This window comes from Clostridium ihumii AP5, from assembly GCF_000612845.1.
Classification (GTDB): domain Bacteria; phylum Bacillota; class Clostridia; order Clostridiales; family Clostridiaceae; genus Clostridium_J; species Clostridium_J ihumii.
This window is the reverse complement of record NZ_CCAT010000048.1, coordinates 26,673-45,321: the sequence shown is the minus strand read 5'-3', so window position 1 is coordinate 45,321 and position 18,649 is coordinate 26,673. Positions and strand designations below refer to the sequence as shown.

The following is an 18,649-nucleotide window of genomic DNA, read 5'->3' as shown; positions in this document are numbered from 1 at the left end:
GCTCTTCATGTGGTTGCAAACTGTAACAAAAATACCTTCTATCTTGTCCATTATCTTCTTTGTTAGTCAAAAGTGGAGATGCCCCATTTATTGCTTTATTGTTATTATCATAAAAGCTAATTTTATACTCTCCTAGATTTTTTTCCAAAACCTTATCTGTTTTATTTTTTATTGTCATATTTATAATAAAATATGAAAATTCATTTGTTATACTTCCTTTATCATCAATTTCTACTATCTTTTCCTCTGTAATTTTTCCTCTTTCATCAACTCTTGCCATAGGAATATCATTTCTCATTTTAAAGTTTTTTTGCTCTTTACTTCTTTCTACTTTATTAACTATATAAATTGAATCATCAAACTCTATTTCTTTTCCAACTTTAAATTCTTCTCCATTTTCATTTTCTCTTTCAGTAGCAATTGTAATTTCTCTGCCTTCCAATTTTTCACCTTGTGATATAACATTCCCGTCGCTTTCTTCTTCTTTAATATTTTCTTCTTTCTCACTTTTATCATCTTTTATGTTTTCATTTTTCTCACTATCTTCTGATTTACTATTTAAAACATTGTTTTTAGGTATAAAATTATTTTTAAGTACACTATTATAAACTACTACCATTATCATGCTCACGCCACAAACTATCAAAGCTATTTGTTTTTTATTCATCTTATATCACCTCAATACTTCTAATTTATATATTTCCTTTCACTTTAACTTCCATTTTAAAATGTATTTTGATGTAACTAAAAACTATTTCTTTAATACTTCTATAATTAATATCTAACTTTTAATGTTTTCCACTGTTGACCTCTAACTCTATAATCTACACTTCCAATAGTTAATTCAACATTGTTATAATCTAAATAATTGTCCCACATTATATAGATTAAATCTGTTGTAAGCTCTTCATGTGGTTGCAAATTATAGTAAAAATAATGTTTATCTCTCCCATTATCCTCTTTATTTGTTAAAATTGGCTCACCTCCATTTATTACTTTATTGTTATTATCATAAAAAGTAATACAATACTCTCCTAAATTTTTTTCTAAAACCTTATCTGTTTTATTTTTTATTGTCATATTTATAATAAAATATGAAAATTCATTTGTTATACTTCCTTTATCATCAATTTCTACTATCTTTTCCTCTGTAATTTTTCCTCTTTCATCAACTCTTGCCATAGGAATATCATTTCTCATTTTAAAGTTTTTTTGCTCTTTACTTCTTTCTACTTTATTAATATATAAATTGAATCATCAAACTCTATTTCTTTTCCAACTTTAAATTCTTCTCCATTTTCATTTTCTCTTTCAGTAGCAATTGTAATTTCTCTGCCTTCCAATTTTTCACCTTGTGATATAACATTCCCGTCGCTTTCTTCTTCTTTAATATTTTCTTCTTTCTCACTTTTATCATCTTTTATGTTTTCATTTTTCTCACTATCTTCTGATTTACTATTTAAAACATTGTTTTTAGGTATAAAATTATTTTTAAGTAAACTATTATAAACTACTACCATTATCATAACTACGCCACAAACTATCAAAGCTATTTGTTTTTTATTCATTTTATAGCACCTCAATACTTCTAATTTATATTTTTTAATAAATGTCTTCCTTTTTTCCCTTAATTAAAAATGTACTTGCTGTAATTAAAAACATTATCACTGTCTCTAATAATATAATTATAAATTTGTTTTTATAAGAATATGGTTGTAAAAATATAAGTGGTATATATGATTCTAAATTAAATGAACCTAATACAGAATATATAAATACATATATTAAAAATGGAGCTATAATTACCATAAATTTGTATTCTGCTATTAAACTTATGGAAAGTCCTATTGTTGCAATTAATCCACTAAATATGAAATCTATAATTAAATACCCTAATATATATATATATGGATGAGTAAAAAACACTTTACTCCACATACTTACTTCACTTAGATAACCATATGAATATGCATTAGGAACATATGATGGTAAAATCATTGATGTTATTATTAAATTAACAATTAATGGTACTACAACTGCAATACCTGCTGCTATAAATGTAGCTAAATATTTTCCTATAAAATAATCTTTTCTATTAGCTCTTATAAGTACATTTTTTATATATCCACTCTTTTTATCTGTAAAAAAAGAATCTGCAAAAGGTATACATGCTAAAATAGGTAATATTAGATAATATAAAAATGATTGAGCTGTATACTTTCCCCCTATCCAATCTATAATTGCATTTGGTGGCGAATACATAGGTTTATTATATTTACTTGCCATCTTAATAAAATTAATTGCTGCAGCATTATATTGAATATTATGAGCTACAGTTATAATCAAACCAATTAAAATTGCTGATACCATTGCTCTGCTTTTTATAGCACGTGATAGCTCTATCTTAAACATTTTTTTCATTTAAAACACCTCACTTGAAATTTAAATATATAATTATTTATGTAGTTTTATGCTTACTTAATCACCCCACTTAAATGAATTTTTAATCTAATTATGTGCTTGCTATGCTTTATATTTATTAAAATTACATATAAAATTAATGTAATAACTTTCACATTATTACATTTGCTTTATAATTATTATTTCACACTGTCATTGTATTACTGTGTATTTTATGTAGCCTTTATGTAAACATTTTACATAAAATTAAATTCCTGTATAATAAAAAATTCACACCCTTTAAGTGTGAATTTTTAATATACTTTTAATATAAAATTTTATCATAACAGTAGAATGGTTTTTCTTTGCCTAAAAAACTCATTTCACCAATTAGCTTCAGCCCACATTTTAAAAATAATGAATTCATTTTTGTATTTATTGAGTATGTATCAGTTTTTATGTATTTAATATTATTTTCCTTTGCTAATTCTTCAGCAAAACTTATTAATTTTTTACCTACTCCTTTATTTCTAAAATTAGAATCCACTGCCATTCTGTGAATTACCATACACTTTTCATTAGATGACCAATTTAAATCTTTATATTCATTAGGTTCAACATAGTTTATACATACAAATCCTTTTATAGAGTTTTCGATTTCTTCAACATACAAATCTCCATTTTTTATGTCATTGAAAAAATCTATATCTCTTGGATAGTTCTCGTCCCATTGAGTATTATTGTAACCTTTCATTTCTTTTACTGTAGATTTTATTATTTCCATTATTTTTAATACATCATCTTCTTTTGCTTTTCTTATCATTAGTGCACTCCCTTTCTCTTTTCATAAATTTCCAATCATCTTTTGTATTCTCAGCCATTCTTTTAATAAAATTAGTAGCTAATGTTTTTTCTTCTTCATTAAAATTTCTAAAACAAACTTCTATATTTCTATTTTCTTCTTCAATTAAAAAATCATATATATTTATAGCTTCCTGTGTTGGTTTTAGTTTATATCCTCTTTTATCCTCTTCATTTTTTTCTTTTATTACATATCCACCATCAATTAATCTTTGAATTGCCTTTGTAGTAGTTGTTTTATCAACTCTTAGCATATTTGATAAAGTAATAAGATTTATACCTGGATTTTCACATATACGGGTCAAAAATATAAATTGCCCTTTCTGCAAATTTATTTCTTTATATTTTTCATCACTGATATAATGTATTGCTCTTGATAATGCACCTATTTGTCTTAATATCTCACATTCTAATTTTTTAATAATTATCACCTCATTTAGTTGAATATTCAACTTAATTAATTTATATTTTACATTATTATAGTTGAAATTTCAACTATAATAATGTAATTGAAAATAATTATCATTATTTTGTGATAATGTATAGCTTTTATCTGAAATATATATTATTATATATTTAGGTAAACAAGCTAGAAGATTAAATTAATCTTATTTAAATTGAGAACTCGGAAATTAAAATGTTATATAGAAATTAGAAAGTAATATATCCAAATGTGACTAGGCAAGGTTGAAGCCTTTCCTACAAGTGAATTGGCACATTTTACTTTTTCTTTGTAGATAAAATCTATATCAGTTTGGTAGCTGAATTTTTAATCTTGGCTGTCCTTGATTTGAGTATAAATATTTTTTAAAAATATATTCAAGTGACGTTTGGCAAGAATTAATTCTCGCCTATAAAGGTTATAATAACATTTAAGAATAGAAATACCTATAAACTCAGTTTTACTGGTCACTTTCAATTCTCAATTTTTAATTTTCAATTAAATTAACAATGAAGGTAGGTAGAATTATGTCAATTTATACAATTACTTATTATTTAAAAGAAGAATCTCATTCTTGTGGATGTGGAGATAGCCATGAACATCACCATCATCATCGTGACGATTATGCAATTACTGGTAACATAAAAGCATTAGGTTCTTGGGCACATTTTATGCCTACTAGCTTTTTAGTTAAAACAGATTTAAGTGCTAATGAAATTTTAGAAAAGCTTAAAGAATTCGTTGAAGAAGATGATACAATTTTTGTTACTAAAGTAGATAAAGAAAATGTTGCATCTTTAACTCCTGGAGTAATTGACTGGATAAATAAATAATACAAAAAACCTCTCATAATATATTGAGAGGTTTTTTGTTAGTATTTCATTTACTAATATATGTATTTATGACACAATTAGTATATATTCTCATCAAGGTGGTGATTTTCATATTAAAATATCTAATTTTCCTATTTATATTTATACTTCTTAATAGTCTAATTCTTTTTAAACGATTTAAAAACACTAAGTATAAACAATTCATTCTTTATACTACAATATTTATAAATATTTGTTTTATAATAACTATCATATTTTGTTTTAATTTATAAAATTAAGACATCCATTCTTCATATAAATGGATGCCTTAATTTTTTATATTAGCTTTTCTATTTTATTAAATATAGATGAGTTTTCTTTAATTTTGCTTTCATTACCTACTACTGTACAGTAATTTTCATTCATGCCTTCTTTAATCATATTTGTGTATTCTTTCATTTCATCAAGTGTTGTATTTAAAATTTCATCTTTTTCTCTTTGTGTATCTTCATAAGTTACATTACAAATATAATTACTAACTGCCTTCTCACCTTTTTGTGATAATGTTAGTGGTTCATAAACTCTACCTATTGTTCCAATTATAAATTTATCCATATCATCTTTTTTGAAATCTATTTTATCTATAAATTTATAAGTTTCATTATAAACATCTATTGTTTTTGTAAGACTTGGATCTCTGTAAGAGAAAAATGCCATATTTCCATTTTTATCTATATTCATGTAACAACCATATGCACCACCTTGAAGACGAACCATAGGATATAAATATTCATTTTCTAGTATATTTTCAAGTACATTTAGATTGCCTGAATACTTATATCCAAGTTTTGCAAAGTTAAATCCTTTTATGACATATTGTACATTACTAGCAGTTATTATTCCTTCAATATCCTTGCCTTTTTTCTCTTCTAATTTAAAAGGTTCATATTTGCTATCATTCATACTATCTAAAATTGTGTTTATATTAGATGTTAATCTATCACTTTCACCATTTTCTCCAACTATAGATACAATTAAATTATTTTTGTTAAATATAGTTTTATAAACCTTTGAAAGTTTATTTTTAATTTCATCTACATTATTTTCAAAGTTATTTTCTAAATTGCATATAAATTTATAATATGAAGCACCAGTTACCCTATCACTATACTCTCTGCTGCATGAAACTTTTGATAATACGTTATTCATTCCAATTACATGTCCAGCATTTATTAATTTCATTTGAAGTTTAGATTTTATCTCTTGAATAATTTGTTTTAATCTTGTACTATCATCAAACTTAGTATCAAATATTATTTCTTTAATTAATTCTAATAATATACTTATATTTTTTGAAATAACCTTTGATTTAATAGTAAATTTAGGGTAATATTCCATGCTATTATTCTTTTCTGTATAAACTTCATTTTCAAAGTGTATTCCACCAGTATTTTTTTGAATTTCTGTTATAAGCTTAGAATAATTTCTCTTTTTAGTATCCATTTCACCTAATACATCACTTAATAACCCTAAATAATTAATATTGCCTTCATCAATACATGTAGCATCAAATAAGAAATTTATATATGCAATTTTATTAGTTTTTAAATTAGTTTTTATTAATGTATAATCCTTATTTTTAATTACTTCACTCGGTATCTTCTCTGCTTTTCTATCTATTTCTTCCATAGGTAATTTAGGTAAAGTATTTTTTTCTTCTTCTGTATCTTCTCTTAATTGAGCTTGATGTAATTTTTCATTTCTTTCCATAAGCTTTTCTAATTCTTCTTCACTTAAACTATTCTTATAATTTTCTAGTTTTTCTTCTAATAATCTATTTTTATCTACTTCTAATCCTTTTTTAGGATTTAAAACTACTAATGAGCAGTGTTTATTGTTAATCATATTGTTTTCTATAAATTTTTCAAAATATCCATCATTTATAGCATTTTTTATTTTATTAAGATTCTCTTCATATTTTAAATGTGTTAATGGATCACCATCGTATAACCAACTATTCAACACTCTTTGATTATATTCAATTCCTTTGTTAGCAATTTGCCAAGGGTCTGCTTCACGTAGTGCAAATTCTAATGTATTTATAGATGCTTTTAATTTATCCTTATCTATGCCATCTTCAACAAGTCCCTTTAAAGTATTGAATATAATTTCTTTAAATTCATCCTTTTTATCTCCATCAGCATTTTTTATTACTATTGGAAATAACATTTTCTTAGTTGGGTCCATATTCATTTCATCTATATCTATTATGCATTCTCCTATACCTACTTTAAGTAAAGCTTCTTTAATCGGCGATGCACTAGATTCTATAAGCATATCGTAAAGTATTTGATATGCTAAATAATCTTCTCCATTTTTTGTTTCTCCAAAAGCAAAGTTTAATGCTAAGAAAGATTTATTTTTGTCATCATCTTCTTCACTAATAGAATATTCTACTATTTGCTCCTCAATATTAGTAAAAATCTTAGTATCTTCTATACAAGACGGAATTTCTATTCTATCAAATTCATCAAGATACTCTTCATTTATAAATTTTAGACAATTATCTAAGTCTTGATTGCCATATAAGAATATATAACTATTAGTTGGATGATAATATTTACTATGGAATTTTTCAAATTGTTCTTGTGTTAATTTAGGAATATCTTCTGGTGCTCCACCTGAAACAAATTCATATGTTGTATTTGGAAATAATGAACTATATATTTTGCTTGCCATTACTTCTTCTGGTGAAGATACAGCCCCTTGCATTTCACTATAAACTACACCTTTATAACATAATTTATTAGTATTTGAATCAATTTCATAACGCCAACCTTCTTGACGTAATATCTCATGATTTTCATATATTCTTGGATGTAAAACTGCATCTAAATACACATCCATTAAATTCATAAAATCCTTGTGATTTCTACTTGAAACAGGATAAATTGTTTTATCTGTGTATGTCATAGCATTTAAGAAAGTATTTAATGAACTTTTTTCTATATCACCAAATGGGTCTTTTGCTTTAAACTTTCTTGATCCACAAAGTACAGAATGCTCCAAAATATGAGCAACACCTGTGCTGTCTGTAGGAGTTGTCCTAAAGCCTATAGAAAATAATTTATTATCATCTTCATTTGCTAAATGTAATAGTCTAGCCCCACTTTTAACATGTTCGAACACTCTAGCTATAGATTGTGCTTCACAAATTTTTTCTTCTCTTAATAATTTAAAACCATGATACATTTCATCGACTTTAAAATTCATATTAAATCATCTCCCCCATCATTTCTAAAACAATATAAAAAGCCATAGAGTTTAAATTACCCTATGACTTAAAATATCAAATAAAAATTTTTAAAATTTATAATCAAGGTCATTTAAAATATTATTAAATTTGCTTATATATATTAATCTTTTCATTACAATGACCTCCTTTTAATAAACTTTATGTTTTGACTTTATCACTTTTTTACATTTAAGTAAATACTTTTAAATTTTTATTCATATAAAGTTTAAAATCTGTTATGTGCTTTATTTTTATAGTGTTTTAAGTTTAGCTTTTAAAGTTTTTATCATTATTTAAAATTTGTTTTTTAATTTAAGATTTGTTTAAGCTTATAATTTTATAATTTACTCATAGAAACGAAAACAACTTTTATGGGAGGTAAATACTTATGGCTATAAAATCTTTTAAACGTTTTGAAAAAAAATTTATATTAAACCAAACTGAATATGATAATTTGCTTTTGAAATTAGAACCTTATATGACACAAGATGAATATTGTAAACTTTCTAAAACATATGATATTTTCAATATATATTATGATACAGATACTGATGATGTAATACGTCATTCCATTGCAAGTCCTTATTATAAGGAAAAACTTAGATTAAGAACTTACACAAATCCTACTAATTTAAATAGTAAAGTTTTCCTTGAATTAAAAAAGAAGATTAATGGGATTGTCAGCAAGCGTAGAGTAGTTCTTACACTTAAAGAAGCTTACGATTTTTTAGAATCTGGAAAACCACCTATTACTAATGATTATATAAATAATCAAGTTATACGGGAGATTGAATATTATCTTAGCAAAAATAAAGTTAAACCTAAAGTTTATATTGCTTATACAAGAAATGCCTTGTTTGCAAAAGATGATAGAGATTTTAGAATAACCTTTGATTCTAAAATATTAACACGACGTGATTATTTGTCCCTAGAAGAGGGGTGTTTTGGAAATGATATTTTAGGAACAAATAAATATCTTATGGAAGTTAAGTTTTTGGGAGCAATCCCTGTGTGGTTTACTAAAATACTTTCTGAACTAGAAATATATAATACACATTTTTCAAAGTACGGAAATGAGTATATGGATTATTCTTATAAAAAAAGATATGGCATTGTTGAAAGGAGAAAAGCAATATGTTAAATACACTAATATCATCAACTACAGGAGAATCGTTTACCCTGGCTAACGCACTAATAATTATAGCTTCCTCTATTATACTTGGTTTAGTAATTAGTATTGTATATATGAAAACTAATAAAAAAAATGGGTATAATCAAGGTTTTACAATTACATTAATAATGTTACCTGTTATAATTTCAATTATAATACTACTTGTTGGAAATAATGTTGCTAGAGCATTTAGTTTAGCTGGTGCATTTTCAATTATTCGTTTTAGAAGTGCCCCTGGCGATCCAAAAGATATTTCTTATGTATTCTTTACTTTAGCTGTAGGACTTACATGTGGTATGGGTTATATTGGATATGCTGTAATATTTACAACTATACTTTGTCTTTTAATGTTTGTTCTTTCTGTAACAAAATTTGCTGCACCTAATGGTAAGATTATGCAACTCAAAATTACTATTCCTGAAGAATTAAACTATGAAGACATTTTTGAAGATATATTAAATACTTATACTACTTTCCATGAAATGCAAAAGGTAAGAACTAGAGATTTTGGAGCATTATTTGAACTTAGTTACATGATTTATTTAAAAGAAGATATAAATCAAAAAGAGTTTTTAGATTCACTACGCTCTAGAAATGGTAATTTAAATATTAGTTTAACTTTTAATGGTTTTGAAGAAAAAATATATGGCTAACCTCCATCCTTGAATGTATTATTAAAATATATTCAGGGATTTTTTTATAAATTAATTTTCATTTAAGGTTAAAATGTTAAAATCTAATTATAAAAATTGAAACTGTATATATTATATGTTATGAGGTGATTTAGATGAGAATATTACTAATAGAAGATGAAATACAACTTTCTGAAGCATTAAAGCAAATCCTTGTTAAAAACAAGTATTCTGTTGATGCTGTGTTTGATGGTGAAGATGGGCTTATATATGCACTTACAGATGTTTATGATGTAATAATTTTAGATATTATGCTTCCAAAATTAAATGGATTAGATGTTTTAAAAGAAATTAGAAAAAAAGATATCTCTACACCTGTAATTTTGCTTACAGCTAAAGGTAGCATAGAAGACAAAATTATAGGTCTTGATTCTGGTGCTGATGATTATTTGCCAAAGCCATTTTCACCAGATGAATTGCTTGCAAGATTAAGAGCTGTTACAAGAAGAAATGGTGAATTTGTTAATGAAAACATACTTAAATTTAGTGATATAAATTTAAATTTAGCTACATATGAAATGATAGTGTATGATAATTCATTGACACTGACTTTAAAAGAATTTGAAATTCTAAAATATTTTATGCAAAGACCTAAAATTGTAGTAAGTAAAGATGACTTAATAACTAAACTTTGGGGCTTTGAATCTGAAGTTGAACATAATAATATTGAAGTTTATATATCTTTTTTAAGAAAAAAATTGTCTCATTTAAATTCCAATGTGAAAATTACTACTATTAGACGAGTTGGATATAGATTGGAGGAATAAATATGTTTGATAAACTTAAATCAAAATTTATTCTAATAAATATGATGTTATTAACTGTAGTGTTTTTAGCTATATTTGCAACTATCTATATAATGACTTCAACAAATATAAATAGGGAAATTAATATGACTCTTGATAATTTGATAAAAAACGGTAATATTAATAAACCTAAAATTAAGGAATTTGATAAAACTTCTAATGAATTAATTAAAGCTAATCATAAACCAATTCCAAATTCAGATAGCATTGTTGTTGAGGTTGATAATACAGGTAATATTCTAAAAAAATTTCAATCATTTGGTGTAGATATTGATGATGCTATACTTAAAAATGCTATAAACACAACTTTAAATACTGAATCGTCTTCTGGGACAATAACTATAGATAGTACTAATTATTCATATTTAAAGTATACTAGTGAATTTGGACGTAAAATTGCTTTTGTAGATAGAAGCCACTATGAATACTTAATGGCTGAACTATTAAAAAACTTTCTTTTAATAGGTTCTATAAGCTTAATTGCTTTATTTGTAATAAGTGTTTATCTTACTAATAAAACTATAGCTCCGATAAAAGAAACTTTTGAAAAGCAAAAGGAATTTATTGCAAATGCATCTCATGAATTGAAGACACCTTTAACTATAATAAAAACAAACACATCTTTAATTCTTAGTAATCCACAAGACACAGTAGAAAATCAATCAAAGTGGATTAATTATATAAATGCACAAGCTGATAGAATGTCTACACTTATAAATGAAATGTTATCACTTGCTAAATTAGATATTGCTGAAAACAAACTTACATTAACCCCTATAAATATAAGTAAAATTATGAACAATATGATTTTAATGTTTGATGCTGTTCTTTATGAAAACGAAATAGATTTAGAATCAAATATTCAAAATGATGTTTTAATAAATGGAGATCAAGAAAGTATAAAAAAACTATTTAGTATTATAATGGACAATGCGGTTAAACACACTAATCCAGGAGGAAAAATAACAGTTTCTATGTTCATTGAAAAAAGTAAGGTTAGAATAATTATAAAAAATACTGGTGAAGGAATAGCACCTGAACATCTTGAAAAAATATTTGAAAGATTTTATAGAGTTGATAGTTCTCGTGATAGAAAAACTGGTGGTTATGGCTTAGGACTTTCTATTGCAACCTCTATAGTAAAACAACATAAAGGTAAAATTTATGCTGAAAGCGAAATTAATAAATCTACTTCCTTCATTATAGAGTTGCCTCAATAAATTAAAATAAATTTTCTCTTCATATTCGTAGCTGAGGTTTTAACCTTGGCGGACTTTGATTTTTCTCCTTTTCTAAGTCCTGGTAGAATGAATTCCACCCTACATATCTTGTCACATTTTTTTCTTCTTTGTAGCCGAGATTTCAATCTTGTCGGGCCATAATTTAAATACACTATCATCATTGGTGACAGTCATTAATTTATGTGACTGTCTTTTTTGTAAGCTAAAATATATATTTTAATAACGTTTTGCAAGGTTAAAACCTGGCCTACATATTGGAAACAAATTTTTTTCTCACTTGTAGCTGAGGTTTTAACCTTGGCGGACTTTGATTTTTCTCATTTCCTAATTCCTGGTAGAATGAATTCCATCCTACATATATTGTCACATTTTTTTCTTCTTTGTAGCCGAGATTTCAATCTTGGCGGGCCCTAATTTAAATACACTATCATCATTAGTGACAGTCATTAATAATTTTAAATGTACTATACATCATTGCATTTAGAATAAAATACAATGAAAAAGAGTAAATTATCTTAAATAATTCACCCTTTTCTATTCAAATTTATATATACTTCTTATAATTGACTATTATTTTCGTTTTTTGGTGTTGCTGATGTTTCAGCATCATTAGGATTTTTCATTTCTTTTCCTGGTGGTGTTAAATTTTCTCCATTCATCTCACCTTCTGGACGTCCACCCTTATTTCCACCACGGCCACCGCCCATGCCTCCACCTTGAGTGGCACCTTCCTGTGTAATGTTATTTATAACACTTGTAACTTCTATGTCGCCTACATTAGCTCCACCTGAATATTTTCCATCACTATATAATCCATCTACTTGTTTTCCAGTTGAAGATCCCCCTACTGAAACTAAATATTTTTCATTACTTTTTATATTTGGTGAGCATATAACAAGTGATTGATATGATTTTGATGGTGCAAATGTAATAATCTCTTCACCACTTTCTGATTTTACATTGACTAAAGTATTTGCTTCTTGTGATGTTAAACTTATATTTAATGTATTTTGCTTAGATGAATCACTTGGTGTTTGAACCATTCCTAAGCTTCCTGCTGCAATTAATGTTCCTCCACTAACCTCACACTTTCCATCATAATCTAGTGCTCCATTTCCATTGTTTTCTGGTCCATTTACTATTACAACTCCATCAGTCATGTTAATTGAAGCATTAGGATCAAATTTTTCACCTTTCATCTTATCCTTAATACTCAACTCTTCACTCTTAGAACTACTATTAGCACTTCCTCCACCTGAAGAAATTGTAATGTCTCCATCTGCAATTAGCAATTCTGTTTCAGCTTGAATTCCATCTTCTCCTGATGTTATATTAATTCTCCCATTTTCAATATATATATATCCTTTAGTTGCATCTGTTGTATTATCCGCTTTTAAGCCATCACCTTCTGATTTAATTGTTAAATTTCCACTTGATATATTAATGCAATCTTTACCCTTTATCCCATTATTCTTTGCATTAACTACTATTTCTCCACTTTGTATTTTCAAATCATCTTTACTTGCAATTCTATTATTATAATTCCCATTAACACTTAATTTACCTTCCCCTATAATTGTTAAATCATCCTTACTAAAAATTGATGCATTAGGTTCATTATTAGCTTCATCATCTAATACATAACTTTCCCCATCTGTAAGAGTATTTTCTGTACCTTTTTCTAAAGCAAGCACACATTTTTTAGCACTCTTTACATATAGAGGCGCACTACTTTTAGATGTTATATTTACACCATTTAATATTATATATACCTTATCTTCCGAACTTGCATTTACTACTATTTGTCCCTCTTCCATATCTCCACTTATACTGTAAGTTCCAGCTTTTGTAATATTTATATTATTGTTATTTATAGAAGCTCCTTCTCCTTCAACAGACATATCACTTCCAAGTTTTATAATAGTATTTGCCTCTCCAACAGTTTCATTATCTAATGACTTTATATCTATTTTTGAACTTTCATTAACTTCAGTTGAATTATTGGTACTTGTATTGTTTGAACAAGCTGTAGCTGTTAAACATAATGTTAAGGCTATTAATATTGATATACCTTTTCTCTTCATAATATAAATTCTCCTTTTTTGTCTATATAAAAAATAAAGTTCTTTCATCGTTAATGAAATAATAGCACCTGTACCTTAAACCAAACTTAAGTTTCAAATTAGAATTTTAAAATACAAAATTTATATTTAGATGCTTTATTGAAAAAAAGATGACTGTCCCCCAAAATAAGATTTGGTGACAGTCATCTTTTTTTAATGTTCTTCTTTATTTCCTAAAACTGATCCTAAAAAAACAGTAAGACATATAACACTTGTTATTGCAATTATTATACTCATAAGTTTTGCTAAAACTGATATAGGCACTATATCTCCATACCCAATAGTAGTAAAAGTTATTATTGTATAGTAGAATAAATCAAATTTGCTTGGATTACCCGAATATGCATTTGCATTCATACTTTCAACAAGGCATACACCCAAAAATAAATTTAAAATTATCATAATTAATATAACTATAGAAACTATAATTATACTTCTTGAATCCACTTTTTCAGAACTCTTACCACTTATATTTCTAGGATTTCTTATAACTTTAATAAGAATTCTTAAATTTAGCAAATGACTTATAGCAACTCCAATCATACCAATATAGCAAGTGTCTGCAAATTCACTTGGAAAAAATATAAGAATAGTAAAATATATATTTAATATAAAATAACTAATTAATAAGTCTATTTTCATGCTCATATCTTCAACTGTATAAAATAACTTATATACTTTAGATGAAATTAAAAGAATATATCCTACTATAAAATAAATACCAATAATTATACAAGTTATAATTATTGTTTTTGTAATTAAATTTACATAAATGTTCTCTGCTACATCTAAATACTTTATAATTCCCGTTGTAATATTTATCATCATAAATATCTGTGCTAATACTAAAAGTATAGTTTGCATCAATCTCCCAATTGCATTTCGTTCTTTAAATAAGGATTTATAATAGTTATTTATATCTTTTATTCCTTTTTTAAGTGAATATACTGTTTTCTTATTATAAACTTTTCTAATAAACACAATTATTAATATGATAATTGTAGTTGTAATCATAAAAAATTTTCCCATAAATAATCTCCATTTACCATTTTAAATATTTTATATAAATTTAAAGTAATTATACTACAGTAAAATTATTTATTTCTACATTTACATATTTAAATAAAAAAATAAAGTTAAAAGATTTATTTTCATCATCTTTTAACTCTATCTAATATATCTATTATATTATAGGAAAATCATTATTAATATAACTGCTGAAACTATTTGTAGTAATCCAACAAACAATCCATAAAGTGATACTGCTTTTCCTTGTTTTATTAAATCTTTAACATTTACTTTTAATCCTATTGCAGCTAAAGCAAATATTTCAAGCTTATTACTTATTGTTTTACATAACATTGATACATCATTAGATATGATTCCTAATGAAAACAATGCACAAGTAACAAAGAATCCTATTACATACCAAGGTATTTTTACCTTGCCCTTTTTTACATCTATAGCTTCTTCTTCAATTATTTCTTCATTATTTTTATTCTTTAAATGACCAAATACAAGCACTACTACTACAAGCAATATAACTCTTACAATTTTAAATATAGTAGATAGGTCTTTTACTGATTCATTTACCATTGCCCCACTTGCAACAACTTGACCAACTGATTGTAATGTTCCTCCAATCAACGCTGACGTTTGCATAGTTTCATGACTGTAAAGAACCTTAGCAATAAGCGGTAATAAAAACATTAAAAATATGCCAGTTACATTAACTATTGTAATTGCTATTCCCTTTTCTTTATCATCTGCATCTATTACAGGTGCTGTAGCTGCAATTGCAGATGAACCACAAACTGCATTTCCACTAGCCATCATAAATCTAAAATTTTCTCCAAAGCCTAATTTCTTTCCTATAAACAAAGCACCAACTATAGTAACAGTCATTTGACATACAATAAATGTAATTCCTCCAATTCCTAGCTCCATTAATGTTGAAACACTCAATGTTGCCCCTAATAATACTATTGAATATGATAATAAGTCTGTCTCTGAAAATTTATATCCTTTTTGAAAAATTTCTTGATTTAAAAATAGATTTCCAACAATCATCCCTAAAAATATAGCAATTGTTGCAGCTCCTAACTTTGGAACAAACTGCCCTATAAATATACTCAAAACTCCTACACCTATTGAAACGACTAGTCCTGGAATAATTTCTTTTATTTTCTTCATCATATACCATTACCTCTTTATATAAAAATTTAATTAATTTCCTAATCACAAGTAATAGTATAATCACTGATAAATCATAAGTAAAATGAATTGTTCATATGATAATAATTAATATTATTAATGATTATTTATAATCTAATTATCAAAAACAGTATTTTCAGTCTTCCACTCTATTAACTTTATATATAACCAAAAACCATATATTCCAAATGTTATAATAGTCAACATCCACCATTTTATATAATTCATAAACAAACTACCACCACTGCCTATAAACCTTAGTCTTCTTCCTTCTATAACTGTATTCTCTATTTCCCATCTATACTTTATACACATAGCCCATGGTGTTGCTATCCCTAAAGTAACAACACTTATTAAAGCTGCTAATAAATTAACACATATCAGACCTAATAATCCACCTTCAAATCTTGACATAATATCCTTCCTCCTCATTTGTTATATCTATAATAGTATAGTAACTTTCTAACATAAACTATACATTTATTCATCCTTAAATAATCCTTAATTAAATTGTAGGTGACTTATAAGTGACAGTCATAATTTATAGGTGACAGTCATTTATTTATTGACTATTTTTTAATGACTGTCACTTTAAATAACTTTAAATAGCATATAAATTGGTGACTGTCACTTATAAATGAGCTATAAAGGGTATATATTTTCAATTTTAATTGAAGTTTTGATAGCTTGTACACTTTTAAAGGAGAAAAGTAGAATGTCTTTATTTTTTTTAAAATTTCTAGTGTTATTTTAGTTGTTAAATTTTTTTGTTATTTATTTTCACTATAAAATTTTTCAATTATGTTTTTGTATTTATTTTCATGTAGTACTAAGTGAATGCCTTCGTTGCTTAGGGCATTTACTTCTTCTATGGACATGTTTTCTAGGATATGTCCTATTTCATAGGTTGTTTTTTCTGTGTATATTCCTGCTAATAGTATGAATAATGCTTTTGGTGTTTTTACTCCATGATCTGCTTTTGTTAGGAATGAACTTCTTGTTATTCCTGTTTCTTTTTCTACGAAGTTTATTATTTGTTCTACATCAAAGTTTCTTTTTAGTATTTTTCTTGTTATTCCAAATTTCTTATCGTTTATTTTTATTTCTATTTTTCTGTTGTTGATTGTTAGTGTGGTTGATAGGTTTAATTCTTTAAAGTGTGATACTTTTTGTATTAATGTGTGTTTGAATAGTTTTACGTATGATTCTACTGCATATCTAGAGTTTATTGATAATATACTTAGTATGAAGTCTGTGTCTAATATTCCAAATTCATCTTCATTTCCGAGGTAACAACGCATGCTTGAAAATCTATATGTTTCAGGCATTTCACTATATCCAAATATGTCTTTTGGATTAGCATGTATGTATAGTGATGCTTTTAGTAAATATTCATCCGTATTTATTACTTCACTAAAAAATCTTTCTTTTAGCAGTGGTCCGTTTGTGTCATATTTAGGGTTATAGTATTTTACATACCTAAGTCCTATACTTTTCATTATGGTGCTAATTTCTTCGCCATTTGAGTCTATTATGAAGTGTGCATGAGTGTCCATTAAACAATATGCATAGATTTTAAATTGATATTTTATTTGACTTTCTCTTATTTTTTCCATCATCATTTCTTTATCTGATTCTGATGGAAATAATGGTTTTGATTTTGATTCATGGATTACTATATGATATATTCCATTTAAATCTGTTACTCTTGCTTGACGTGACAAAACAATCACTCCTTTTTATTATCATTTGTTTGTAAGTATTACCAACTGATATTTATTTAAACAAAAGGAGTGTCTTGTTTTTCTATAAATATGATTTTTCATTTTTCTCTTTTAATTCTTTTTTATTTAACCATTGTATTGCGCTCAAATATCTTTCTTCTACATTACTAAAATGTCCACCTTCATTAAGTACAATTTCCACTTTACCATTTATATTAATTTGATTTTTTATACTTTTGTATGTTTCATAAGTGTTTTCCTGAACTTTTGATACTATTTTATTTTTAGTTTTACATTCATTTTTTCCAAGTGATAAAAATATTTCAGAATCTTTATTGATTATTTTATTATTTTTTACAAATTCTAACCATCCATCATACCATAATGAACTAGATATACACGCAGCTTTTTTAAAGTTGAAAATTTTATACATAGCATATACTGAAATTAATCCACCTAATGAGTATCCCATAATATATGATTTGTCTCTAATTGTTCTATAATTATTATCTATAAAACTTTTAACAGTATTGTTTATAAAACTTAAATATTTATCTCCATTTCCACTAAAAATACTGTTATCAAATGGATTTTTACTTTTCCATGGAGTATACTCCTCACCACGATTGATAGGATAAATCATTACTATAATACATTCATAAGTTTTGTTTTCTTCATTTGATTTTTCAACTTTTTCTATAATTTTTTTTATTGATTTTTCCATAATATCACCATCATTACAATATAAAACTGGGTAGCTACATTTGCTACTATTATACGAACTTGGTGTGTATATAAGTATTTTTCTTTTATTTAAAATAATACTTTCTAAACTCCCCATCATATTATTACTTCCTTTATCCTTCTA

Annotated in this window: 18 protein-coding genes; 5 read left to right on the top strand and 13 right to left on the bottom strand. The window is 25.8% G+C overall.

Annotation, left to right across the window (positions count from 1 at the left end; all coding sequences use genetic code 11):
* From BN346_RS10160 to BN346_RS10135, 6 genes are all read right to left on the bottom strand, one after another.
* Positions 1-667: hypothetical protein (locus BN346_RS10160; protein ID WP_040328374.1), on the bottom strand; the 667-nt coding region annotated here is incomplete at its 3' end.
* 107 nt (positions 668-774) lie between these two features.
* Positions 775-1,200, bottom strand: coding sequence for a hypothetical protein (locus BN346_RS10155; RefSeq protein ID WP_040328372.1), 426 nt, complete (start codon positions 1,198-1,200; stop codon positions 775-777).
* 29 nt (positions 1,201-1,229) lie between these two features.
* Positions 1,230-1,568 carry a hypothetical protein gene (locus tag BN346_RS10150; RefSeq protein WP_040328371.1) on the bottom strand — a complete coding sequence of 113 codons (339 nt, stop codon included), beginning with the start codon at positions 1,566-1,568 and terminating at the stop codon, positions 1,230-1,232.
* Between the two features lie 34 nt (positions 1,569-1,602).
* On the bottom strand, positions 1,603-2,421 hold the full coding sequence (locus tag BN346_RS10145) for an ABC transporter permease (RefSeq protein ID WP_040328370.1): 819 nt from the start codon (positions 2,419-2,421) through the stop codon (positions 1,603-1,605).
* A gap of 304 nt (positions 2,422-2,725) precedes the next feature.
* Entirely contained in the window at positions 2,726-3,223 is a 498-nt protein-coding gene (locus BN346_RS10140) for a GNAT family N-acetyltransferase (protein ID WP_040328369.1), read from the bottom strand.
* Positions 3,198-3,692 carry a MarR family transcriptional regulator gene (locus BN346_RS10135; RefSeq protein ID WP_162472036.1) on the bottom strand — a complete coding sequence of 165 codons (495 nt, stop codon included), beginning with the start codon at positions 3,690-3,692 and terminating at the stop codon, positions 3,198-3,200. The genes BN346_RS10140 and BN346_RS10135 overlap by 26 nt, the downstream gene beginning before the upstream one ends.
* A gap of 538 nt (positions 3,693-4,230) precedes the next feature.
* Between BN346_RS10135 and BN346_RS10130 the strand changes: the two genes are divergently transcribed.
* Positions 4,231-4,536, top strand: a complete 306-nt coding sequence (locus BN346_RS10130) for a hypothetical protein (protein WP_040328368.1) — start codon at positions 4,231-4,233, stop codon at positions 4,534-4,536.
* A 315-nt stretch (positions 4,537-4,851) separates the two neighbouring features.
* Here BN346_RS10130 and BN346_RS10125 read toward each other — a convergent pair whose 3' ends face one another.
* Positions 4,852-7,788, bottom strand: a complete 2,937-nt coding sequence (locus BN346_RS10125; RefSeq protein WP_040328367.1) for an insulinase family protein — start codon at positions 7,786-7,788, stop codon at positions 4,852-4,854.
* 410 nt (positions 7,789-8,198) lie between these two features.
* On the opposite strand from BN346_RS10125, the gene BN346_RS10120 reads away from it, so the two are divergent.
* From BN346_RS10120 to BN346_RS10105, 4 genes are all read left to right on the top strand, one after another.
* Positions 8,199-8,951: a polyphosphate polymerase domain-containing protein gene (locus BN346_RS10120; RefSeq protein ID WP_040328365.1), complete on the top strand. Its 753-nt coding sequence runs from the start codon at positions 8,199-8,201 to the stop codon at positions 8,949-8,951.
* Entirely contained in the window at positions 8,945-9,634 is a 690-nt protein-coding gene (locus BN346_RS10115) for a DUF4956 domain-containing protein (protein WP_040328362.1), read from the top strand. The genes BN346_RS10120 and BN346_RS10115 overlap by 7 nt, the downstream gene beginning before the upstream one ends.
* A 134-nt stretch (positions 9,635-9,768) precedes the next feature.
* Positions 9,769-10,440, top strand: a complete 672-nt coding sequence (locus tag BN346_RS10110) for a response regulator transcription factor (protein ID WP_040328360.1) — start codon at positions 9,769-9,771, stop codon at positions 10,438-10,440.
* A 2-nt stretch (positions 10,441-10,442) separates the two neighbouring features.
* On the top strand, positions 10,443-11,699 hold the full coding sequence (locus BN346_RS10105; protein ID WP_040328359.1) for a sensor histidine kinase: 1,257 nt from the start codon (positions 10,443-10,445) through the stop codon (positions 11,697-11,699).
* Positions 11,700-12,277: 578 nt separating this feature from the next.
* Here the strand turns inward: BN346_RS10105 and BN346_RS10100 are convergent.
* From BN346_RS10100 to BN346_RS10075, 6 genes are all read right to left on the bottom strand, one after another.
* The gene (locus BN346_RS10100) at positions 12,278-13,804 is read right to left on the bottom strand and encodes a carbohydrate-binding domain-containing protein (protein ID WP_051540258.1); all 1,527 of its coding nucleotides are present in this window, start codon (positions 13,802-13,804) and stop codon (positions 12,278-12,280) included.
* 192 nt (positions 13,805-13,996) lie between these two features.
* Positions 13,997-14,872 carry a potassium channel family protein gene (locus BN346_RS10095; protein WP_040328357.1) on the bottom strand — a complete coding sequence of 292 codons (876 nt, stop codon included), beginning with the start codon at positions 14,870-14,872 and terminating at the stop codon, positions 13,997-13,999.
* A 159-nt stretch (positions 14,873-15,031) separates the two neighbouring features.
* A complete protein-coding gene (locus tag BN346_RS10090) occupies positions 15,032-16,039 on the bottom strand; it encodes a YeiH family protein (protein ID WP_203226296.1) in 1,008 nt (335 codons plus the stop codon).
* Positions 16,040-16,171: 132 nt separating this feature from the next.
* A complete protein-coding gene (locus tag BN346_RS10085) occupies positions 16,172-16,471 on the bottom strand; it encodes a DUF898 family protein (RefSeq protein ID WP_203226295.1) in 300 nt (99 codons plus the stop codon).
* 356 nt (positions 16,472-16,827) lie between these two features.
* On the bottom strand, positions 16,828-17,781 hold the full coding sequence (locus tag BN346_RS10080) for a transposase (RefSeq protein ID WP_040328355.1): 954 nt from the start codon (positions 17,779-17,781) through the stop codon (positions 16,828-16,830).
* 82 nt (positions 17,782-17,863) lie between these two features.
* A complete protein-coding gene (locus BN346_RS10075; protein WP_040328352.1) occupies positions 17,864-18,625 on the bottom strand; it encodes an alpha/beta hydrolase in 762 nt (253 codons plus the stop codon).
* Positions 18,626-18,649 lie beyond the last annotated feature (24 nt).